Origin of the sequence: Saliniradius amylolyticus, from assembly GCF_003143555.1 — a bacterium.
Lineage (GTDB): Bacteria > Pseudomonadota > Gammaproteobacteria > Enterobacterales > Alteromonadaceae > Saliniradius > Saliniradius amylolyticus.
The window spans coordinates 279,378-302,347 of sequence record NZ_CP029347.1; the positions used below are offsets into that span (position 1 = coordinate 279,378).

A 22,970-nucleotide genomic window follows, 5' to 3' on the forward strand; every position below is an offset into this window, starting at 1 on the left:
ATGTATCTGTACCATTTCGGGCTGAATGAATTGCCCTTTACCCTCACGCCCAATACCAGTTATTACTTTGGTTTGCCCAGTCATAAGCAGGCGTTAGAGACCCTGCTGACGGCACTGAAAACCGGTGAGGGCTTTATCAAGGTCACCGGTGAAGTGGGCACTGGCAAAACGCTCATTTGCCGTAAACTGCTGAATGAACTGCCGGACTACTTTGTTACCGCTTATATCCCGAATCCTTATTTAAACCCGCAGGAGTTGCGTCTGGCGGTGGCCCGCGAACTCGAAGTGGAAGTGGGGGATGCGGTAGATCAGCAAGCCTTCAGCCGCTCCATTGAACAGCGTTTGATAGACATTCAGCGGCAAGGACAGACAGTGGCGTTGCTGATTGATGAGGCCCAGGCCTTACCGACAGAGAGCATTGAAGCTCTGAGGTTGTTTTCCAACCTCGAAACCGAGTCTCGCAAACTGCTTCAGGTGGTTCTCTTCGCTCAGCCGGAATTGGATCAAAAGCTACAGCAGCGTGAGTTGCGTCAGCTAAAACAGCGTATCACTTTTAGCTATCAATTGGATTCCATGGACCCCGACCAGCTCTACCAGTACGTGGCTCACAGAATGAAAATTGCCGGTCACAAAGGCTCCCCGGTGTTTAACCGACGCTGCTGTAAAATGCTGTATCAGGCCACGGATGGTACTCCCAGGATCGTGAATGTGCTTTGTCATAAGGCATTGATGTTAGCGTATGGTGAAGGGGTTAATCAGGTGAACAAGGACCACATCCGTGCGGCGATAAAAGATACGGAAGCGGCGCAGCAGCCTCCGCAGCGCTGGCCAATGTATTGTGCTGTCAGTGTCGTTGCTCTGCTGGCTGTTGGCTGGTGGTACTGGCAGGGAGGAGTGGTGTTGTGAGTGTGGTCAATAAAATGCTGAAAGATCTGGAGCAGCGTCAACAGCACACATCGTCGGCCGAATCGGATTATCAACCCAGAAAAACCTCATTCAAGAGGCGCTTTGGTCCGGTTATGTTGGTGGTATTGCTGGTGGTTATAGCTGGCTGGGTGTTGTTTGACACCTTCAGGCCTGTGGCATCGGTGGAAGTGTCTGATAAGGGACAGCCAGCAGGCCCCATGCCAATACAAAAATACGTTGAATCTGCTCCAGCCGAGCAGAAAATCAATGAAACGGCTCAGCCGACTGCTGGTCCTGACGTATCTTCGCCAAACCAAACGTTACAGGTTCAGACGACGGTTGCTAAGCAGCAACCCAATACCCCGGCAACAAAACCGGCCGCCATTGAGCAAGACTCCAAGGAGCCTGAGACTGATTCGAAAGAGGTAGCGGTATCGTTACCCCAGAACGCCGGTGAACAGCCTGCCCAGCAGGACACAGCACAACCGGCTACGGAGCAGGCTGCGGCCGAGCCACCTCAACCAGACGTGCGTAAACGCCAGGTAGAGGTGAGCGAAGCCGAACAGGTGCGTCGCCAGCTGGAGCCGCTCCTTGCAGAGCGCAAGTATAAGCTGGCCTTCCCACTTCTAGCCCGCTTGCTGGAGCTAGAGCCCGGCGCGCATAACATCAGAGCCAAGCTGATTAATTTAAGCTTGCGGCAAGGACGTCGTCCGCTGGCCGAAGGTACGTTACAACAGGCCGTCGAGCAATTTCCGGAGCACTATGAATATCGCTCGCAGCTGGCTCGTCTCTGGCGTCAGGATAAACCACAACAGGCGCTGGCATTATTGATGGCTGCGAAGCCTCCGGTTGCGTCGTACACAGATTACTATGCACTGCGGGCTGGTCTGGCACGGGGGCAGGGGCAATTTTTTCAGGCGGTGAAGGACTACTATCAGCTGCTGGAACTGCAGCCGGACAACGACCGCTGGCGTCTGGGTATGGCTATTGCACTTGATAAGGCAGGCCAACATCAGCCAGCCCTGAAACAATATCATCAGGTCAGTAATTCAACGGTACTACCTGAACAAGCCAGGCGCTTCATTCAGCAGCGTATTGACGCATTAGGAGGTAGGTAATGCGTAAACTAAAAATGCGACTCGGAGACCTTCTGGTACTGGAAGGCATTATTTCAGAAGAGCAGTTACAGCGGGCCCTCAATGCTCAGAAGAAATCCGGCGGTAAACTGGGTAACTTACTGGTTAATATGGGCTTTGTAACCGAGCCTCAGCTTTTACAGTTCTTGTCTCGTCAGCTGGATGTGCCCTTGGTGGATATCAGTCATCAGGACCTGGACCCAGACCTGGTTAAGTTACTTCCTGAGAGTCACGCCCGACGTTACCGGGCGCTGGTGTTAAGCGACAATGGCGATACATTGCTGGTAGGCATGAGTGATCCGGCAGACTTGTCGGTGGTGGATACTATTGCCAATATCCTGCCCAAACCGGTCAAGATCGCTGTGGTGAAGGAGAGCCAGTTACTTAACGCTTTTGATCTCTATTACCGTCGTACTGAAGAAATTGCGTCTTTTGCGTCTGAGTTGGCCAGCGAACAGCAGGATGATGAATTTCAGCTCGAGGCCCAGAGCGATGACGATAATGATACCGCCGTGGCCAAGTTGTTGCAGTCTGTGTTTGAAGATGCGGTGCAGATGGGAGCCTCGGACATTCATATTGAACCAGGTGAGGAACACCTGAGCATCCGCCAGCGGGTAGACGGGGTATTACAGGAAACCATTTTCAAGGAGAAACAGATTGCCGCAGCCTTAGTGTTGCGACTGAAGTTGATGTCAGGGCTGGATATTTCCGAGAAACGATTGCCTCAGGATGGGCGGGCACAAATCAAGGTCAAGGGACATATTATCGACCTGCGGATTTCAACCATGCCCATTCAGTGGGGCGAGTCGGTGGTGATGCGTTTGCTCGATCAATCTCAGGGCATACTCAGTCTGGACGAGACCGGCATGCCGGAAGGCATACTCAAGCGCTTCCGACGTATTATTCATCAACCCCACGGGATGGTGCTGGTTACGGGACCAACGGGGTCAGGTAAAACCACTACGCTGTATGGTGCGCTGACTGAGCTAAATCAATCTGGTGTTAAGATCATTACAGTAGAAGACCCGGTAGAGTACCGTTTACCCCGCATCAATCAGGTGCAGGTCAATCCGAAGATCGATCTGACTTTTTCCCGGGTGCTCAGAACCACTCTGCGCCAGGACCCCGACATTATTATGGTCGGGGAGATGCGCGACAACGAAACCGTTGAGATTGGCCTGCGAGGGGCTTTGACCGGACACCTGGTACTTTCCACCCTGCATACCAATGATGCGATTAGCAGTGCGGTGCGCCTGTTGGATATGGATGCGCCCGGCTATTTGGTGGCCAGTTCGCTCAGAGCCATTGTTGCCCAGCGGCTGATCCGCCGGGTATGCGACAACTGCTCCCAAGATCACTCCCTGACGGCAGAACAAAAAGTATGGTTGGAGAGTCTGAACGTGGAGTTGGATGGTGCCAGCTTTAAGCAAGGTAAAGGTTGTCCTAATTGTCATCAGACCGGTTATAAGGGGCGTATTGGTGTGTTTGAACTCCTTGAGATGAACGACACTCTGATGCAGCCTCTCAAGCAAAACGATACGGCTCGCTTCAGTGAGTTGGCCAGCCAGACTCCCGGTTATCAGCCCTTATGGAGTGATGCCTTAAACTATGCCAGACAAGGCATTACCTCGGTAGATGAAGTGTTGCGCTTGGTGGAGATGGTGCCCGAAAATGGCGTGAGCCACGAGCCCCCTGTGACTTCTGCTCATGGCGAAATATAAATACAACGCCCGCAATCAAGGCGGAGAGCTGGTTAAGGGGATCATGGATGCCTCCGACCACGATGCGGTTGCCAAGTATTTGCGTGACCAGGGATTGATCCCTCTGGATGTGATGGAAGAGCGCCAACCTACTCAGGTAGGTAATGTCGGTGCCTGGTTCCGGGGCCGGGTGAGCCTAGATGAACTGGTGATTTTCTCACGTCAGATGTACTCGTTAACCAAGGCCGGTATTCCTATTATCCGAGCCTTGGAAGGCATTGCTAGCACTACGACGAATAAACGCCTGAAAACAGCATTAGAAGATGCTGTCGATCAGTTAGGGCGAGGGCGTAATCTGTCCACGGCCTTTAATCGTCACCCCGATATTTTTAACCAGTTGTATGTTAGCGTGGTGCATGTGGGTGAGAATACCGGCCAATTGGATGAGTCCTTTCTTTCTCTTACGCAATACCTGTCTCGCGAACAAGAAACTCGTAAACAGATAGCATCAGCCATTCGCTATCCTATTTTTGTTATGTTTGCCATTGGCGTGGCACTGGTGATTATGAACATTTTTGTTATCCCCACCTTTGCCAATATGTTCAGTCGACTGGGCGCCGAGCTGCCGCCCATGACTCAGTTTCTTATCGGTATGTCCAATCTGTTTGTGCATTATTGGTATCTGCTTATATTGGCCCTGATAGTGGGCATATTCGCAGTGCGTCAATATCTTAACACTGATTACGGACGGGAAAGCTGGGATAAGCGCAAACTCAGGCTTTATGCAGTGGGCAGTATTATGGAACGCTCCTTGCTTTCCCGATTTGCCAGGAGCTTTACGCTAATGTTGCGAGCGGGCATTCCGATGACTTATGCCTTAAGTCTGGTTTCTGACTCGGTGGATAACGCCCATATGAGCAAGCGAATTAGTGAGATGCGTAAAAACATCGAAAAAGGCGAGAGCCTCTCTAAAGTATGTAAGAAAAGCGGATTGTTTACTCCTCTGGTGTTGCAGATGATCGCCGTGGGTGAGGAAATTGGTCAGGTGGATGTGCTGCTCAGAGATGTGGCTGACTTTTATGAACGAGAGGTGGAATACGACCTCAAAGCCTTGACCTCGAAAATAGAGCCTATACTGATCGCGATCGTTTCAGTCATGGTGTTGGTATTGGCTCTGGGAATATTTACACCCATGTGGGATATGATGGGCGCATTTAAGGGCTAACGGTATAGCGGAGAAGACAGTGAAAGCGGTGCAGTGGGTTCGTTGGTTAATTCTGGCTTTGTTTGTCACGGCTTTGGTGGCCGGCATTATCTATATGCAAAGTCGTGCGCCCTCTGAGCAGGACTCAGGGTTTCTGCGTAAGGCGGCTATGTTTGCCAGTCATGCCGAAAGTGCTCACTGGCAGTGGGCCGCCGAGGGACGGCCCGATCGAATATTACTGCTGTTGTTTGATGAAAGAGGAATAGAACGAGACCGACGGCCCGTAGCTATGTCCCCTGAGGGCTGGCCAGTAGCGGAGCGCAGTAACCAGGGCTGTGCTCGCTTATGGCAGCAGGTAATAGGCGAAGCGCCGCGAATGAATCAGCAGCGTATCCGCACTGAATATATTGGTCCGGATGATCCCGATCAAAGCGACCTGGGCGGTTGCCGTTATGCTGTGTCTATGGGGCCCAGTTTCACTTACGATATGAATACCGGCAAAGTGACTCGCTGACTTGAGTCGCAGTTGCTATGAAACCCCGATCTTTTCTGGGTTGACGGGCAGTGAAAAGGTCTGCCCGAAAATAGAAAACAGTTGCTTTTCTGGATAAAAAAAGCACAATACACGAAAAAGTATCAATCTCTATATAAAGGTATTAAATATGCAACAACAACGTGGTTTTACACTGATTGAACTGGTCATTGTAATTGTTATTTTAGGGATTCTGGCGGTGACAGCCGCGCCGAGATTTATTGATTTAACGGACGAGGCCAGAGTGTCTTCGGTGACGGGCGTAAAAGGAAGCATTCAGAGTGCTGCCAACATTATTTATTCACAAGCTGCCGTGGACAGTAGCTTATCAGGAGATGCAACAGTTAACGGAATTAACACCGTGAATGGCTATCCAACCGCGACGGCAGCAGGCATTATCCTGGCCTCGCAATTGGACTCTGCGGCTAATGAGTCTGCAAACGTCACCTCGGAATTCCTTCACGCTATTACTGCGGAGTCTGCGGATGAGGCGGGTGATGGTGAAATAGCGTTGACGCTATCCAGTGTTCTGGCTCAGGGTGACCAGGCAGCGATTGAAGCAACTAACTGTTATGTTAAGTATGTAGAGACCGACAGCTCTGATACTCCGCCAACAGTTACAAGCGATACCTCTGGGTGCTAACCCCAGAGCAGGAGCGGCGTTGGTCGCTTCTGCAGCCTTCGCCGTGGAAGTTGTATGAGAGGAAAGTCCGGTTTCACACTGATAGAACTGGTCATTGTAATAACCATTCTGGGTGTGATTGCGGTGACCGCGATTCCTCGGTTTGCCAATAAAAATAATTTCTCAATATCCTCTTACCAGAACCGTTTAATCAGTAGCCTGCGCAATATGCAGCAGCGTGCTATGCAGGACACCCGTCCGGACTTTTGTCATCAGGTGGTGTTTGATACCGGTTCGACTCCGGCGTTTGGGCCTCCCAGCCTGGATTACTCGGTTGGAACGACGCCACCCGCAGGCACCTGTGATACCAACATCGATTATTCGGGCCCGGAATATTTACGCACCTCGGTTAACGAACTGGTCGAAGATGGCGTCACCATAAGCCTCACTGGCCTGACGACTCATGTCGGCTTTAACACAAGAGGTCAGCCTGTTGTGGGAGCCAGTCAGTCCCGTGTTTGCAGCAGCGGGTGTCGTATCGACCTTAATGACCGTGCGGTTTGTATCGAATCAGAAGGCTACATCCATGCCTGCTAGGAGGTCGCGTTTTATCCGGGGCTTTACTCTGATCGAGTTAGTATTGGGTATCACCGTATTTGCTATCGTAATGACCCTGATTACCAGCCTGATGGCTCCTCAGGCTGGCCGGTCTGTTGATCCTATCTTTCAGGTTCGAGCTGCCGAGTTCGCTCAATCGTTACTCAGTGAGATTGTTTCGAAGTCCTTTGACGAGAATTCTGATCGCAGCGGGGGGGAGTTGCGTTGCGGAGAAGATATCGATGGTGATGGTGTTACTGGTGCCGATGGTGACGGTGATGATATGTGTGCCTGTCCGGCTGATGATTCCGGCTGTGGTTCAGCCAATACCATAGGACCGGATGGTGAGGGGCGAGGAGAGTTTGATGATGTGGATGATTATCATAACTTCAGTCAGTCGGGTGCTGGCTTGACTGACTCTCTGGGCAATGCCTTGCTGGATTCGGACGGAGAGCCACTTTATTCGGGGTACCAGGCCGATTTTAACGTTTTCTATGACGACAATTATGATGGCCAGCCCGATGGAGATATCGGCCTTGTGAAGGCCATTCGCGTGCAGATTACCACGCCCGGCGGGCAGACACTGCAATTTATTGGCTACCGGGGGAACTACTGATGGATAGGAGTCATCAGCGGGGGTTTACCTTGGTGGAGCTGGTTGCGGTCATCGCTCTTCTCGGGATTGTGTCTGTAGGGGTGTTTGGTTTTATCGGCAGCAGTACTCAGGTGTATGTGAATGCCTATGAGCGAGATCAGTTATTAAGTGATGCGCGCTATGTTCTCAAGCGGTTTAACCGTGAACTTCGGGGGGCTATGCCGGGCAGCGTGAGAATTACCGAAAGCAGCGGCTTCGCCTGTATGGAATATGTGCCCATTATGACCAGTACTCAATATGGTGATATTCCAGTGGCTCCGGAGGCGAAGGCTGACCAGATTGAGTTAGTGCCATTAGGTCTTAGTCATGATAGTAACCAGTACCGAATATATGTATATCCCCTGGATTCGTCAGAGGTGTATATTGATAGCGGCAATGTACCGGATGATGACAACAAGGTGGCCTTTTTAGGCAGTGATGCAAACACACAGCCGTCGACGGACGATCCCGCTAAGAACATGGTCGAATTGGTGAATACCTCCGGCATCCCGGATGAGACGCATTTTAGCGACGACTCGCCAGCCAAAAGGCTTTACGTGGCAGATAATCCGGTGGCTTTTTGTCTGGAAAACGGCGAAATACGCCGTTACACGAGCTATGGTTATATGAGTAGTCTGAATAAAGGTCTGATGGGGACGGGTGTATTAATGGCTGAAAACCTCGTCAATGATTTATCCGAGCCGACAGATACGCCCTTCCGGGTAGCTACCACTACGCTACAGAGTAACGCGGTGGTGCAGCTTCGGCTTTTGTTTGAGCGCAACGATCAGGTAGTGGTGTTTCACAATGAAATCCATGTCAGTAATTCCCCTTAAGAAGGGGCAGCGAGGTAGTATGCTGATGATGAGTGTGTTTGTGATGGTCGTCATTGCTTTGTTGGGGCTGGCCCTCACTAAGATGCTATCGGCCTCAAATAACGCTATTGTTTATGAGGTCTATGGGGTGCGGGCGTTATATGTGGCCAGGGCGGGGCTAGAGCATAAGCTGGCGGAAGTGTTTCCTCTTAATGGTGGCACAAGGCAATGTGAAAGTGACGATGACAATGATGATCAGCAAACGATAAATGCTCAGGGGCTGGCAGGATGTCGTTTTAACGTCCAGTGTGCGGAAGAAACATATTCAGACAGCACCTACTTTAGGTTTAAGTCAGAGGGTTTATGTGTGGCCGCTAATAATGTAGTGATTTCGCGCACTCTGAGAGTAGATGCGCAGGAACTAAACAATTAAACGGCTGAAGCCGGTGTGACAGAGGTAGAGGTAAGGGCTATGCAACATAATCGTGTTTGGTTAAAACTTCGGGTCTTGGTTTTGGGAGCCCTGGCGAGCGCTGGCGCAATGGCGCAGGAACTGCCGCAATGTGAGGTGGTATTTACCAATGCGGTGTCCGGAAATGGGGCAGGTTCGCAGCTGATCATGAACAACAGTTCTCAGATCACCAACCTGGGAGGCAATAATCAGCTTTCTTTTGATACACCTTCACCCTATAACACCGGCAGTGACGGTTACTGGCACGACGGGCGTTGTGATAATGCCGCGTGTGAACTGACAGGGACCGCACTGGCATTGGAGCTGCCGGCCATGCCTGTGGACTTGCCGAGTATCAATGGGCAGTGGGTTTCCAGAGGGCAGGACATCACCATCCCCTCCAGCGGCCAACTGAACGCTAATGAATTCTCAGGACTTTCCACCTGGGGCGGTGCCAATATTACCTTCGAAACCGATGACTATGACACCTTCTCTGTGGGGTCTTTACAACCTGCCAACAATGCCTCGGTTAGTTTTTCTCAAGGGACTTACTATATTGACACCTTTACTTTAAACGGTGGTAACCGAGCAGAGTTCGGCGGGGGAACCTATTATATTGATACCTTCAACGTAGGTAATAATTCTGAGCTTCTGCTTCGTCCCGGTACCTATTATATCAACAGGTTGACAATCCAGCAGGGCAGTGAGGTGAGTGTTGAGGGGAACGGTACCGTCACTATTTATACCCAAAGGCTGGAAACCAATTCTGTCCAGGTTAATGGTTTAAATGGCAATGCCAATCTGGAGGTTTATGTAACCGGTGGCTTATCTGGCTACGATTTGCTCGTTACCGGCACATCACATCTGCAGGGGCTGTTTTATGTCGATGGTTCTACCGAGCTCAACAACACATCCGAAGTGACGGGAGCGCTGTCCTCGAACGAGCTGTATATGCGCAACTCTTCAAAGGTGAATTATGATGGTGGGGCCATCCAGGGTGCGAGCCGCTGTGAGTCTCAAGACCAAGGGGACGATGATGTTCAGGCCTGCGAAGTCAGTTTCCCGACGGTAATATCGACCACCGCTTCCGGCCAGGTGCGACTGTCCGGGTCGGCAACCGATATCTACGGCACTATCAATGGTGCAGTGGTGACGCCGACAATGGTGAGAAATGGCAATCCAAACTGTGATGGTGGTGCCTGTAGTGCCACCGGAACGGCTGCTGCGGCACTCGACTTTCCTGAGTGGTGCGCGTCAGACGAAGAACTTAAACCGAAGAGTGACCTGGTGCTCGAAGCCGGTCAATCTTACTGTTACGGGGACCTGAAGCTATCCGGACAACGCGATATTCGGGTTAATGGCACCGGCACGGCGACGCTCTATCTAACCGGAGATGCGCAGGTAACTGGCCCTGCGGAACTGAACACGGGAGGCTCCCCCGATCAGCTGCGTATTGTGACCCAAGGTGACTTTAGCCACACTGGTAACGGTGATACCCATGCTTTCATCTACAGCCAGGGACAGCTTGAACTTGGGGGGAATGTCGATTACTACGGCGCCTTCCAGAGTGAGTCTGAGGTCTGGGTGCATGGTAACTCCACCGTGCGTTATTTTGGTGACGTGGCAGAGCAGTGTGGCCCCGGAGGAAGCGAGGATGAGGTTCATCATTATCGCTTGCTGCATGATGCCACTGCATATACCTGCGGCGCTTCTACAGTTACTATTCGCGCTTGTGCCGACCAGGCCTGTACCAGCCAGGTGACCGATGCGGTGAGCATGACATTATCGGCCTCCGATGGTGCCAGCTTCAGCCCTTCTAGCCAGACATTTAATGGTAATGCTACCGTCGAGCTGACTAAGTCGACTGCCGGCGAAACGACATTGTCTGTAGCAAGCGCTACCCCCAGTGCGCCGGTATTATGTGAAAGCGACAGTGGTGGCGACTGTCGAGTGTCGTTCAGCGATGTGGGTTTGAATGTGTCATGGGGGAGCGCCGCTTCTGTGGTCAATATTCCTTCACAGCAAGCACAGTCAGCCTGGCCTGAAACCTTATATGTCTCTTTGGGAGAGGCACAAAGCTGCCAGGCGGACATCGCCGGTGGGCAATTACAGTTGGCAGTGCAGTGTGTCAGCCCGGGAAGCTGTAATAACAACATGTTTGCCATTGATGGGAGCACCACAGGAGATACGGAAAACTATGCCGATGCGGGCGTAACATTTGACGAAAATGGTATTGCCGAAGTTCCGGCCGGTTTCCTGAGGTATGATGACGCCGGTCAGATAAAACTCAATGTTCAGGTTGCAGGTACACAGGTCTCTGGCAGCTCTAATGCCTTCGCGGTAGCTCCATTATTGTCTTTGGGTCTGGGGACAAGTGCGACTACAGGGGAGACAGATGCCTTTGTTGCTGCAGAGGACTTGCCTTTAAGTGTCCGGGCCGTCGGAGCTCAAGGCGCTGTAACCCCCAATTATCAGCCCGGTGATCTTAGGTTGAGATTACAACAGAGTATGCCTCAATCGAATGCCGTTACAGCTGTATTTGCTCCCGGAAATCTGAGTAGCCAGCCGACAACGGACTCCGGTTTTAGCAATTATGACGACGAGCTTATCGGTACCTTTACTCAGGGCGAGGCAAGCTGGATAGGGAGCTTGAATGAAACTGGTGAGTATTCGCTGACACTTCAGGATAATAATTACTACGGCGTGAGTATTAATTCTAATGCTGTGAGTTGGCTCAGTGTGCCACACCATATGACGCTGGAGATAACAGCACATACTTTAAACGCCACCAGTGGTTTTATCTATCTCCAACAAACCACCGAACTTGGACAAGCTGCTGAAGTGGTGCTGACAGCTCGCAATAAAGCCGGTGAAGTGACTGCGAATTACAGTGGCGAATTGTGGCAACTGACGACGCCTGAGATTCAACAATGGGCAGTGACCGATGAGGCCTACCAGCAGCGAGCTCAGTTGATGCCCGGCGGAGAGCTATCCCATAACCTTGGGGTTAGTTTTAGTGAATCGGCAGGGGTGGGGAATTATACCATTGATGGGTCCGTAACCTATCAGCGTCCTGCAGCCAGTACACTAACCAATGTTCCCCCCGGATCTAATGAGCTTACCCTGTCTGCCCCACCAGAGGTCTTCCAGTTGGCATACGGCGATCATCTTCTGTGTATTCGCGAGAATGCAGACGATAACGATTGTGATGGCGTGCTGGTGACTTCCGGACAGCTGACTGAATTGCGCCATGGGCGGGCAGTATTACAAAACGCGTATGGTCCCGCCGGTGAACCGTTAGATGTCCCCTTGCAGATTGAGTACTACAACGGCAGTCGTTGGGTAGTAAATCGGGATGACTATGTCACCGATTACGACAGTGATGAGGTTACCGTGGATGATGAGCTGGGTCTTGAGTCTCACTCTGGTATTGTCGAAGCGGGCCGCGCCCCATCGGCCCACGGATTTGTGATACAGGCCTACGCCAATAGTCATGAGTCCCAGGCCGAGTGGGATGTGCCGCAATACCTGGAGTATGACTGGGATGGCGATGGCAGTCATGATAATGATCCCCAGGCTGATGTTCGCTTTGGGCTTTATCGCAGTAATGACCGCATCATCAACTGGCGGGAAGTTCAGGAAGACGAGCAGGGCGAAACCAATTAGTGATGTAGATCGTTAACCCTGACAAAACGGCGCTTTTGGTGGATTTTTAAACCCAGGTTCACCAAGGCGCCGTTTTTATTAACTTTCTATACTCAGGGATGTACTGCTAGCTTGCTGTCACCCCGGCCCGTTGGTAAAGTTACCCCATTTAGCCAAGAACGCTTTTCTTTCAGAAAATTCTGAAAACCAACTGTTTTAAGGACCGGGTCTTTTCATGTTCAAAAAATTGCGCGGAATGTTTTCCAATGACTTATCTATTGACCTGGGGACGGCCAACACGCTGATTTATGTTAAAGATCAGGGCATCGTGCTGAACGAACCCTCTGTGGTTGCTATTCGTCAGGAGCGGGCAGGGGGGCCCAAGAGCGTGGCAGCTGTGGGCTCTGAAGCCAAGCGCATGTTGGGTCGGACGCCGGGTAATATCCGAGCCATCCGTCCTATGAAAGACGGTGTGATTGCCGACTTTTATGTGACCGAAAAAATGCTGCAGCACTTTATTAAGCAGGTACATGACAATAACGTTCTGCGTCCCAGTCCTCGGGTACTGGTATGCGTGCCCTGTGGTTCGACACAGGTAGAGCGGCGGGCTATCCGGGAGTCTGCCCTAGGCGCCGGCGCCCGTGAAGTGTTTTTGATTGACGAGCCCATGGCGGCGGCCATCGGTTCCGGTCTGCCGGTGTCTGAGGCTACCGGCTCCATGGTCGTCGATATCGGTGGAGGGACCACCGAGGTGGCGATCATCTCCCTTAACGGCGTGGTGTATTCCTCGTCCGTACGCATCGGCGGCGATAAGTTCGACGAAGCTATTATCAACTATATTCGTCGTAACTTCGGTTCACTGATCGGGGAAGCCACCGCCGAGCGCATTAAACATGAGATTGGCGCGGCCTACCCAGGTGAGGAAGTCCGCGAGATTGAAGTACGAGGCCGTAATCTGGCGGAAGGTGTACCCCGTAGCTTTACCCTGAACTCCAATGAAATCTTAGAGGCATTGCAAGAGCCGCTGACCGGGATTGTTTCTGCGGTAATGGTGGCGCTCGAGCAATCGCCGCCGGAGCTGGCCTCAGACATTTCTGAACGAGGTATGGTGCTGACCGGTGGTGGTGCCTTATTAAAAGACCTGGATCGGCTGTTAATGGAAGAAACCGGTATCCCCGTAGTGATCGCCGATGATCCGCTCACCTGTGTCGCCCGCGGTGGTGGTAAGGCACTAGAGATGATCGATATGCACGGCGGCGACCTGTTTAGCTACGAATAAAAAAAGGGCGGCGTAAGCCGCCTTTTTTGCCACTATTACCTTTATGAATACCATTTTCGCTCGTGGACCCTCTCTACTCAGTCGCCTGATCCTGGCGTCCGTGCTCTCGGTCACCCTGATGGTGCTGGATCATAAGCTCGACAGCTTCAGTAGCGCCCGCGTGTTTCTGAACTCCTTAGTCAGTCCGTTGCAGTATATGGCCAATATGCCGGGGGAGATGCTCTCCGAGGCTTCCAAGGCACTGACCACTCGCCAGCAGCTACTGGATGAAAATGCCAGATTGACTCAGGCCAATATTTTAATGAGCGAGCAGCTTCAGCGGCTTAACATGCTGAAAAAAGAAAACGACAAGCTGCGTCGTCTTTTGGGATCTCCGGTACGTCAGGATGTGCGCAAGGTGGTGGCCGAACTGATGGCGGTGGATAACAACCCGTATAGCCACCAGATAGTTATCAACAAGGGCGCGCTGCAAGGCGTCTACGAAGGCCAGCCAGTATTGGACGATAAAGGCGTAGTCGGGCAAGTGATGCAGGTGGGCAGCACCAATAGTCGGGTACTGTTGATCGCCGATGTGACCCACGGCGTGCCGGTGCAGGTGATGCGAAATGGTGTGCGCGCGGTGGTGTCCGGGTCGGGCCAAATACATTCGTTAATTCTAAACCATGTGCCCCACAGCACTGATATCCGGGAAGGTGACCTACTGGTCTCTTCAGGGTTGGGAGAGGTGTTCCCGGAAGGCTACCCGGTGGCGAGGGTCAAGCAGGTAATCCGTGACGAGTCCCGTCCTTTTGCCCATATTGAAGCCCAGCCAGTAGCGGAATTGGACCGACTAAAATATTTATTGCTTCTCTGGCCCGCCGATGCGCCAGAGCGGTCCACCGATGAAGAGGAGGCCGCCAATGGTTAGAAGTCCGGCGTCCCGCTATGTGATATGGCTGAGTATTCTGGTGGCGTTGATGCTACAGATTATGCCTATGCCCTTGTGGGCCGATGTTCTGCGACCCGACTGGGTCATCCTGGTGCTGGGATACTGGACCCTGGCCCTGCCGGAGCGAGTTAATGTGGGCGTTGCGTTTTTCACTGGCCTGGTACTGGATATTCTGTTGGGCACCGTGTTGGGCATTCATGCCCTGGCTCTCAGTGTCGTGGTGTTCTCGCTGGCAGCCAATTACCAACGTCTGCGGAATTACTCGGTCTGGCAGCAGGCAGCCTTGGTCGGCTTGTTAGCCGCGCTTTACCACTTGGTGGTGTTCTGGCTGCAGCATTTGCTTACCGATATTTATTTTATCATCGACTATCTGTGGCCAGTGGTTACCACAATGCTGTTCTGGCCCTGGTCTTTCTTGATTCTGCGCAAATTACGACGACAGTTTAGAGTACGTTAAATCATGTTGATACTGGCTTCCCGCTCCCCCCGACGTGCTGACTTTCTGACTCAGCTGGGGGTGGCTTTTCAGCAGCAGGCAGCGGATGTGGATGAAACGCCGTTGCCGAATGAACTGCCCGCAGACTATGTGATACGCGTGGCGGAGCTTAAGGCTACGACTATCGCAGCGCACACGGAGCATCCGGTACTGGGTTCGGATACGGCGGTAGTCATCGACAATGACCCCTTGGGCAAGCCTGAGAATAAAGCCCACTTTCAGTCTATGATGGAACGCTTATCCGGGCGCTGTCATCAGGTGATGACGGCGGTCAGTATTTGTGTTCACGGACAATGCCATAGTCGCCTTGTGACCACGAGCGTCTGGGTAAAGCCGCTCACTGAGCAAGAGATTAACTGGTATTGGGACACAGGAGAGCCACAGGATAAGGCGGGTGGTTACGGCATTCAGGGGTTGGCGGGACGCTTTATTCCCAAGATTGATGGTAGCTACAGTGCCGTGGTGGGATTGCCGTTGTATGAAACCAATGAATTGTTAAGGGAGCTGGACATTTATGAGCGCTGAGTTATTGATCAATGTTACCCCTTCCGAATCCAGAGTTGCGTTGATTGAAAACGGCATCCTGCAAGAGGTGCACGTGGAACGCCATACCAAACGTGGTTTGGTGGGCAATATCTATCGTGGCAAGGTCAGTCGGGTGCTGCCCGGGATGCAGGCTGCTTTCGTGGATATTGGCCTGGAAAAGGCCGCTTTCCTGCATGCATCGGACATTGTGATTCATAATGAGGTGGTCGATGACGTGTCAGAAAGTCACCTGTCCAAGCAGGACATTCGTGATCTGGTGCGTGACGGGCAGGACATTGTGGTACAGGTGGTTAAAGATCCCATCGGTACCAAGGGGGCTCGGCTGACCACAGATATTACCATCCCTTCCCGTTATCTGGTATTTATGCCGAGCGTGTCTCATGTGGGGGTGTCCCAGCGGATCGAAGATGAGCAGGAGCGGGAGCGATTAAAAGAGTTGGTGGGCGGCTTCTGTGACGATCAGGGGGGCTTTATTCTGCGCACGGCCGCTGAAGGCGTGGGCGAGCGAGAGCTGCGTCAGGACGCCGACTTTTTGCGCCGCCTCTGGAACAAGATCCAGTCGCGCATGAAGCGCAAAAAATCCCATGTGCTTTATGAAGACTTGCCGCTGGCGCGCCGGGTATTGCGGGATTTTGTGGGCACCGAGCTGGATCGTATCCGCATTGATTCTAAGCTGGCGTTTCAGGAGCTCAAAAGCTTTACCAAGGAATACGCGCCGGAGTTTAATGACCTGCTGGAACATTATCTGGGCGATCGCCCTATTTTCGATGTCTATGATGCAGAAAACGAGATCCAGCGAGCCCTCAATCGGCGCGTGGACCTAAAGTCTGGCGGCTATCTGATCATCGACCAGACCGAAGCGATGACCACCATCGACATTAATACCGGTGCCTTTGTGGGGCACCGAAACTTAGAAGAAACCATCTTCAACACCAATATCGAGGCGACCCAGGCTATCGCACGCCAGCTGAGGTTGCGTAATCTCGGCGGTATTATCATCATCGATTTTATCGACATGACCGACGCCAATCACCAGCGGCGGGTATTGCACAGTCTGGAAACGGCCACCGGTAAAGACAGAGCCAAGATCAATATTCATGGCTTTACCGCGCTGGGATTGGTGGAGATGACTCGCAAACGAACCCGGGAAAGTCTGGAACATATCCTCTGCGGCGAGTGTCCAGTATGTAAGGGGCGTGGTTCGATTAAGACGGTAGAAACCATCTGTTTCGAGATCATGCGTGAAATTGTCCGGGTCAGCCGTGCCTATGACGCCGATATGTTCGTGGTTTATGCCGCACCGGCGGTAGCGGAAGCGCTGATGGGAGAAGAGTCACATATGCTGGCCGAATTAGAAGTGTTTGTCTCTAAGCAGATTAAAGTTCAGACCGAGCTGCTCTACAGCCAGGATAAGTATGACGTGGTGATGATGTGAGATCACCGCGCTTTTATCTGTCCTGGGGGTTACGCAAGCTATGGGAGTTAAGCGCTGTCCTGTTGGTAACACTGGCTGTGTTACTCAGTGCTTTGCGCCTGGCCCTTCCCCACCTGGACAGTAATAAGCAATTACTGGAAGACTATATCTCTGATACTTATGGTGCTGAACTGAGTATCGGCGCCATCTCTGCCTCATGGACGGGCACTGGGCCTGCCATGGTGCTAAAGGACGTGCGTTTAAACAGCGAGCAGGATGCCCCTATCCGTTTGACTATCGAAGAAACCCAGGTGGAACTGGATTTCTGGGCTAGCGTGTTAAATGGCAATATACAATCCAAGCGCTTCCACCTAAGTGAATTGGCCTTGCTGCTGGATGTGGATCGACTGGAAGCCGGTGAGGATGATAATTACCCGGTAGTGGATGCACTGCAAAGTCTGTTTCTCGAACAGCTACAGCGTTTCTCGGTCACCGACAGCCGTTTGCTGCTCACTAACAGAGGTAAGCAGCAGGTGGTGAACCTGCAAAAGCTCAGTTGGTTGAACCAGGGGCAGCGACACCAAGGCGTAGGCCTGATGCGAGTGTCTGACCTGACTCGTAACTCAGCCAGCTTTATCCTAGATCTGACCGGAGATAGCAGCGCGCTGAGTGGTACCTTCTACGCCAACGCCAGCGAACTGGATATCTCACCCTGGTTGACTCAGTGGAACCCCAGCTCCAGAAATCTGACCGATGCGAGGGTTAACGTTACCTTGTGGGCAGATATTGAGCCTGAGGGGATAAGCGAAACTCAGGCGGTGTTCGGAACCAGTATGCTGAACTGGGAAGACGGCCGTAATATAGAAGTGTCGGGTGGCCGACTGGATGCGGTTCCCGATGGAGATGGCTGGCGCTTTGAAATATCGGAATTGGTGCTGGATGGTCATGGTTTCACCAAACCCGTGCCGATGTCGCTTAATGGGCAATGGTCTGGCGGTGGGCGGCTGCAGTTGCAGTCCAGCCAATTAGAGCTGACCGGCGTGATTGATACTCTGAGTGTCTTTCGCCCTCAACTTGCCGAGTTAGCGCCAAAGGGTCAGCTCAGTCTGTTACAGTTTAGCTCCGATGGCGAGAACCATTTGTTGCGAGCGGATATCGAGGGGTTGGAATTGCCGGAAAGTACTGATTACCCCGGTATTGGCCCCCTCTCGGCGCAGCTGGACTGGCATAACCACTCGGGTTTGGTAACGCTGTCTGGCGGGGCCAGCGTGTTAAACGGGCAGCAGTTACTTGGCTTCGATCTTGAGTATCAAAGCCTGCATGCCCGGGCTTATCTGGATACCTCATCCGGATTTTCAATGTATATCCCCAGGCTCAGTCTGGCCAGTGAACTGGTGACGCTCGAGCATAGCCTGTATTACCGTGGCGATGACCGGCATCTGGCATTGGTTGCCAATATTCAGGATATGGATATTGCTACGGCCAAGCGTTTATTTCCCGGCAACCTGATGGGGCAGAAGACCAGTCAGTACCTTACCCGGGCATTGATCGATGGAGAGGTGAGTCAGGCCCAGGTGATATGGCAGGGGCCTCTAAGCGGCTTTCCGTTTGATGAGCAGGAAGGTGTATTTCAGGCTGGGTTGGCAGTAGATAACGCTGAGTTTAAGTTTGCCCCGGACTGGCCAGCAGTGACCGGACTCGACGCCGATGTGTTGTTTGAAAATAAAGCTATGACCGTCACCGGTCGGCAGGGCCGTATCGCCAGCATTCAGGCCACTCGCTTAAATGGCGAGATAGCAGATTTGACCGAGAACGCGGAACTCAGTCTGGATCTGGCCGCCAAGGCCAGCGGTGAGGCAATAGGCGAATTGATGGACAGCAGCAGCCTGAGAAACTCGGTGGGTGTTGCATTACAAGAGCTTAGGATCGACGGCACTTTGTCGGCGAATGTGGCCATCAATGTGCCATTGACCACTGATAATGTGGTGGCAGAAGGCGTGGTAAGCTTTGATAACAACCAGGTTTTTATCCGCAGTCTGGAGCAGTCATTTACCGAGCTTAACGGGCAGCTCCGTTTTACTAATGAGGTGATCACTGCCGATAACCTGAATGCTAAGTTGTGGCAGCAGCCAATGACTCTGTCACTGGATGGCCAGCAGCTTGACGCCGGTTACCAAACTCAGATCCAGTTAGAGGGAAACTGGGACTTATCTCAACTTCTGCAGCCTGTCGCCGAGGATTTTAGCCGACGATTTGAGGGGAAAACCCAGTGGCAGGGTCAGGTCAGCTTGCTTCTTCCTGAACAAGGCTACCAGTATGAAGCTTCTGTGGAGGCGGATTTATTGGGAATGGAGGTGGGACTGCCTGCTCCATTTGCGAAACAGTCCGGGCAAGCTGGGCAACTGACTGCCAAAGTGAGCGGCGATGCCTTGGTGTCGGAAGTGAATATGAACCTGAATGACGAGGTCACCTTCAACGGCTTGTTGCCTCATAAAGAGATGCGTTTCTCAAGAGCTCACCTTGCCATGGGCAAAACCGATTTTGTCGGCATGGGCTCGGGATTTAGTATTTCCGCTAACCTGCCCAGAGTAAATTTGCTGGCCTGGCAGCAGGCCGTGGCCGATCTTATTGGTGACCAGGACAGTCAGCCAAATAGCCGTTTATTAGCGCAGCCTGAGCGGATATTTCTGTTCGCCGAGCGTCTGGATATGGCCGGATTGGTGCTGAACAACGCCGATGTGAACGTTAAATACAGCGATCTGGCCTGGTTAGCCGATGTAAGTGCCAAGCAAAGTCGGGCTCAGGTAAGACTGTTTCATGACTGGCAACAGCAGGGAGTAGAGATTGAAGCCGACTATCTGCGAATTCCCAGACTGGCCGAAGGTGGCTGGCGTGATGCATTAGGCGCAGAGCAGACTGAACTGCCCCCGATACGCTTTCGTTGTGGCAATTGCCAATATCAGGACTGGGAGTTAGGGCGGGTTGAGTTGACGCTGACCCCCAATGCAGCGGGAGTCGGGATTGAAGAGCTATCCATTAGCCGTAATGGCTCGACACTCGATGCCAGCGGTCAGTGGCTCACCGCAGAGGATACAGCCAGCACTCAGCTTAATGGCCGCCTGACCAGTGATGATATTGGTCGTTTACTGAAGGATCTGAATGTGCATTCCGGAATTCGGGACTCGGGCGCCGATATTCGCTTCGATCTCAACTGGCAGCAGGCACCGCACCAATTCAATGTGGCGAGTCTGGGCGGGGAAGTGCAGTGGCGATTGTCCGATGGTTACCTGGCAGAGGTCAGCGACAAAGGGGCCCGACTGTTCAGTATCCTGAGTCTCGACTCGCTGGTGCGTAAGCTGACTCTGGATTTTCGAGATGTGTTCGCAAAAGGCTTTTTCTACGATGAAATGGAAGGCAGCTTCCAGATAGAACAGGGGCAGGTGAATACCGACGATACGGTTATCGATGGGGCTGCGGGTAAGATGCAATTGGCAGGCTTCACCAACCTGAATACAGAAGAACTTAATTATGATATCGAGTTTACGCCTAAGATTACCTCAAGCCTGCCGGTGATTCTGGCGTGGATGGCGAATCCGGCCACCGCCATTGCCGCCTTTGCTATTGATGAGGTACTGACCTCGGCCAAAGTTATTTCCAATATCAAATACTCATTGACCGGCTCCCTTGATGATCCCATCCTTAAGGAGATGAAACGGGACAGTCGGGAGGTGGAAATTCCGGCGCAGAACCGGCCCAAATCACCACCAACTCAAAACCCAGAAACGAACGATCAGGAAGCCGAGAATGGTTAATTTAATTGCCTTGCAAATGGTGTCCGGCCCGGATCCGGAGACCAATCTGGAACATGTGTCACAACAGTTGGCCCAATTACGACCTCAGCCTCCGGCGCTGGTGGTATTGCCCGAGTGTTTTGCCTGTTTTGGCGCCAGTGACCGTACTCAGCTTGAGCATGCTGAGCCACTGGGAGACGGGCCCATCCAGCATCGTCTGCAGCAACTTGCTAAAGAGTACGGTATTTGGCTGGTGGCGGGGACCATGCCGATCCAGTCGGAGGATGATTCGCACTTTTACGCCACCAGTTTACTGTTTAATCCAAACGGTGAGCGGGTGGCGGCCTATCGTAAGATCCACCTGTTCGATGTGGAGGTAGAAGACAGTACTCGCAGCTATCAGGAGTCTCGCTATACCCATCCTGGTGATGAGGTGGTTGTGGTAGAGACTGAGATTGGTCGGATTGGCTTGTCGGTATGTTATGATGTCCGGTTCCCGGGCCTGTTTCAGGCCATGGGCGAGATCGATATTCTGGTCTTGCCGGCGGCCTTTACCAAAGTGACCGGTGAGGCCCACTGGGAGTCTTTAATACGCGCTCGGGCCATCGAAAAACAATGTTATCTGGTGGCGCCGGGTCAGGGTGGGGTGCATGACAATGGTCGTGAAACCTACGGTCATTCGATGATCGTCTCGCCCTGGGGAGATGTGCTCAAGTCACTGTCCGAGGGCGAGGGTAGCGTATTTACCTCGGTGGATACTAAGAACATCGATAAGCTGCGGGCCAAAATGCCAGTGGGCAAACATAACCGATTCAGGAGTCAATTGATTGAAGCAAGTTGAAGCCAATTTACTCGACAGCGCCGGACTGAGCCAGAACGATCTGGCCCAGTGTCTGGGGCTGATCTATCAGCACGATAACGACTTTGCCGACCTCTATTTTCAGTCCAGCCAGCATGAAAGCTGGGTGTTGGAAGACGGTATTATTAAAGACGGCAGCTATAACATTGAGCGTGGTGTGGGCGTACGTGCGGTCAGCGGAGAGAAAACCGGCTTCGCCTATTCCGATGACATCTCTCCCGAGGCCCTGACTCAGGCTGCTAAGGCAGCGCGTAGCATCAGCCGCAGTGGTGGCAATCACTCGGTTAAAGCCTTTAGCCGTCAGCAACACCAGCCATTGTATGGCCATAAGAATCCGGTGCAGGAACTTACTGAACAGGAAAAAGTGGATCTGCTGCGTCGGATGGATGCCTATGTACGTAAGCAGAAGCCTGATATCAATCAGGTGATCGTGTCGCTGACCTCCACCTATGAAGAAGTTCTGGTAGTCGCCACCGACGGTACCTATAACACCGACATCCGGCCATTGGTCCGGCTTAACTGCTCGGTGTTGATGGAAAAAGACGGCCGTCGTGAACGGGGCGCGTCCGGAATGGGCGGGCGCTATGGCTATCAGAGATTCTTACAAAATAACGCTCAGGGGCAGCCGGTTTATGAACAACTGGCCGACGAGGCGTTGCACATGGCCGACGTTAATATGCAGGCCGTCGATGCACCGGCGGGCATCATGCCTGTGGTACTGGGCAGCGGCTGGCCGGGTGTTCTGTTGCACGAGGCGGTTGGTCATGGACTGGAAGGGGACTTTAATCGAAAAGGCTCTTCTACCTTTAGCGGTCGTATTGGTGAGCAGGTGGCGGCGAAGGGCGTCACTGTTGTGGATGATGGCACCATGCCCAATCGTCGCGGCTCGCTGAGCATGGATGACGAGGGCACGCAAACAGCCCGTAACGTGTTGATCGAAGATGGTGTGTTAAAAGGCTATATGCAGGACAAACTCAATGCCCGCCTGATGGGAGTAGACCCTACGGGCAATGGCCGTCGTGAATCCTACGCTCACCTACCCATGCCGCGGATGACCAACACCTATATGCTAAATGGTGACTATGACGCCGAAGAGATCATCGCTTCCATCGATAAGGGGATCTACGCGCCTAATTTCGGCGGTGGGCAGGTGGATATCACCTCCGGCAAGTTTGTGTTCTCCACCTCCGAAGCCTATCTGATAGAAAAGGGCAAAATCACTGCACCGGTTAAAGGTGCAACCCTCATCGGTAATGGCCCTGAAGTGATGCAGAAAGTGTCCATGATTGGCAATGACATGGATTTGGATAAGGGCGTCGGCGTCTGCGGTAAAGACGGTCAGAGCGTGCCTGTGGGCGTTGGTCAGCCGACCCTGAAGGTGGATGAGCTGACGGTGGGCGGCACGGCCTAAGGAA

General features: G+C 52.6%; 19 protein-coding genes. All 19 read left to right on the plus strand.

Annotated features, from left to right (window positions below):
* Positions 1-906, plus strand: a complete 906-nt coding sequence (locus HMF8227_RS01360) for an ExeA family protein (RefSeq protein WP_109338473.1) — start codon at positions 1-3, stop codon at positions 904-906.
* On the plus strand, positions 903-2,024 hold the full coding sequence (locus tag HMF8227_RS01365; protein ID WP_109338474.1) for a tetratricopeptide repeat protein: 1,122 nt from the start codon (positions 903-905) through the stop codon (positions 2,022-2,024). Before HMF8227_RS01360 ends, HMF8227_RS01365 begins: the two co-directional genes overlap by 4 nt.
* Positions 2,024-3,763 carry a GspE/PulE family protein gene (locus tag HMF8227_RS01370; protein WP_109338475.1) on the plus strand — a complete coding sequence of 580 codons (1,740 nt, stop codon included), beginning with the start codon at positions 2,024-2,026 and terminating at the stop codon, positions 3,761-3,763. The genes HMF8227_RS01365 and HMF8227_RS01370 overlap by 1 nt, the downstream gene beginning before the upstream one ends.
* A complete protein-coding gene (locus HMF8227_RS01375; protein ID WP_109338476.1) occupies positions 3,750-4,967 on the plus strand; it encodes a type II secretion system F family protein in 1,218 nt (405 codons plus the stop codon). Before HMF8227_RS01370 ends, HMF8227_RS01375 begins: the two co-directional genes overlap by 14 nt.
* A gap of 19 nt (positions 4,968-4,986) precedes the next feature.
* Positions 4,987-5,460, plus strand: coding sequence for a hypothetical protein (locus HMF8227_RS01380; protein ID WP_109338477.1), 474 nt, complete (start codon positions 4,987-4,989; stop codon positions 5,458-5,460).
* A gap of 148 nt (positions 5,461-5,608) precedes the next feature.
* On the plus strand, positions 5,609-6,121 hold the full coding sequence (locus HMF8227_RS15215) for a type II secretion system protein (RefSeq protein WP_109338478.1): 513 nt from the start codon (positions 5,609-5,611) through the stop codon (positions 6,119-6,121).
* Between the two features lie 54 nt (positions 6,122-6,175).
* Positions 6,176-6,697 carry a type II secretion system protein gene (locus HMF8227_RS15220; protein ID WP_109338479.1) on the plus strand — a complete coding sequence of 174 codons (522 nt, stop codon included), beginning with the start codon at positions 6,176-6,178 and terminating at the stop codon, positions 6,695-6,697.
* Entirely contained in the window at positions 6,687-7,313 is a 627-nt protein-coding gene (locus HMF8227_RS01395; RefSeq protein WP_109338480.1) for a type IV pilus modification PilV family protein, read from the plus strand. Before HMF8227_RS15220 ends, HMF8227_RS01395 begins: the two co-directional genes overlap by 11 nt.
* On the plus strand, positions 7,313-8,167 hold the full coding sequence (locus HMF8227_RS01400; RefSeq protein WP_109338481.1) for a PulJ/GspJ family protein: 855 nt from the start codon (positions 7,313-7,315) through the stop codon (positions 8,165-8,167). Before HMF8227_RS01395 ends, HMF8227_RS01400 begins: the two co-directional genes overlap by 1 nt.
* A complete protein-coding gene (locus HMF8227_RS01405; RefSeq protein WP_162558452.1) occupies positions 8,148-8,579 on the plus strand; it encodes a type II secretory pathway protein in 432 nt (143 codons plus the stop codon). Before HMF8227_RS01400 ends, HMF8227_RS01405 begins: the two co-directional genes overlap by 20 nt.
* 39 nt (positions 8,580-8,618) lie before the next feature.
* Positions 8,619-12,263 carry a DUF6701 domain-containing protein gene (locus HMF8227_RS01410; protein ID WP_109338483.1) on the plus strand — a complete coding sequence of 1,215 codons (3,645 nt, stop codon included), beginning with the start codon at positions 8,619-8,621 and terminating at the stop codon, positions 12,261-12,263.
* 214 nt (positions 12,264-12,477) lie between these two features.
* Positions 12,478-13,521 (plus strand): rod shape-determining protein, encoded by a 1,044-nt coding sequence (locus HMF8227_RS01415; protein ID WP_109338484.1) that lies wholly within the window; start codon positions 12,478-12,480, stop codon positions 13,519-13,521.
* 43 nt (positions 13,522-13,564) lie between these two features.
* Positions 13,565-14,428, plus strand: coding sequence for a rod shape-determining protein MreC (gene mreC / locus HMF8227_RS01420; RefSeq protein WP_109338485.1), 864 nt, complete (start codon positions 13,565-13,567; stop codon positions 14,426-14,428).
* Entirely contained in the window at positions 14,421-14,906 is a 486-nt protein-coding gene (gene mreD, locus HMF8227_RS01425) for a rod shape-determining protein MreD (protein ID WP_109338486.1), read from the plus strand. The genes mreC and mreD overlap by 8 nt, the downstream gene beginning before the upstream one ends.
* 3 nt (positions 14,907-14,909) lie before the next feature.
* Positions 14,910-15,470 carry a Maf family protein gene (locus HMF8227_RS01430; RefSeq protein ID WP_109338487.1) on the plus strand — a complete coding sequence of 187 codons (561 nt, stop codon included), beginning with the start codon at positions 14,910-14,912 and terminating at the stop codon, positions 15,468-15,470.
* Positions 15,460-16,926, plus strand: a complete 1,467-nt coding sequence (rng, locus tag HMF8227_RS01435; protein WP_109338488.1) for a ribonuclease G — start codon at positions 15,460-15,462, stop codon at positions 16,924-16,926. Before HMF8227_RS01430 ends, rng begins: the two co-directional genes overlap by 11 nt.
* Entirely contained in the window at positions 16,923-20,717 is a 3,795-nt protein-coding gene (locus tag HMF8227_RS01440; protein ID WP_109338489.1) for a YhdP family protein, read from the plus strand. The genes rng and HMF8227_RS01440 overlap by 4 nt, the downstream gene beginning before the upstream one ends.
* The gene (locus HMF8227_RS01445; RefSeq protein WP_109338490.1) at positions 20,710-21,537 is read left to right on the plus strand and encodes a carbon-nitrogen hydrolase family protein; all 828 of its coding nucleotides are present in this window, start codon (positions 20,710-20,712) and stop codon (positions 21,535-21,537) included. The genes HMF8227_RS01440 and HMF8227_RS01445 overlap by 8 nt, the downstream gene beginning before the upstream one ends.
* Positions 21,524-22,966 (plus strand): metalloprotease TldD, encoded by a 1,443-nt coding sequence (gene tldD / locus HMF8227_RS01450; protein WP_109338491.1) that lies wholly within the window; start codon positions 21,524-21,526, stop codon positions 22,964-22,966. Before HMF8227_RS01445 ends, tldD begins: the two co-directional genes overlap by 14 nt.
* The last annotated feature ends 4 nt before the right edge of the window (positions 22,967-22,970 follow it).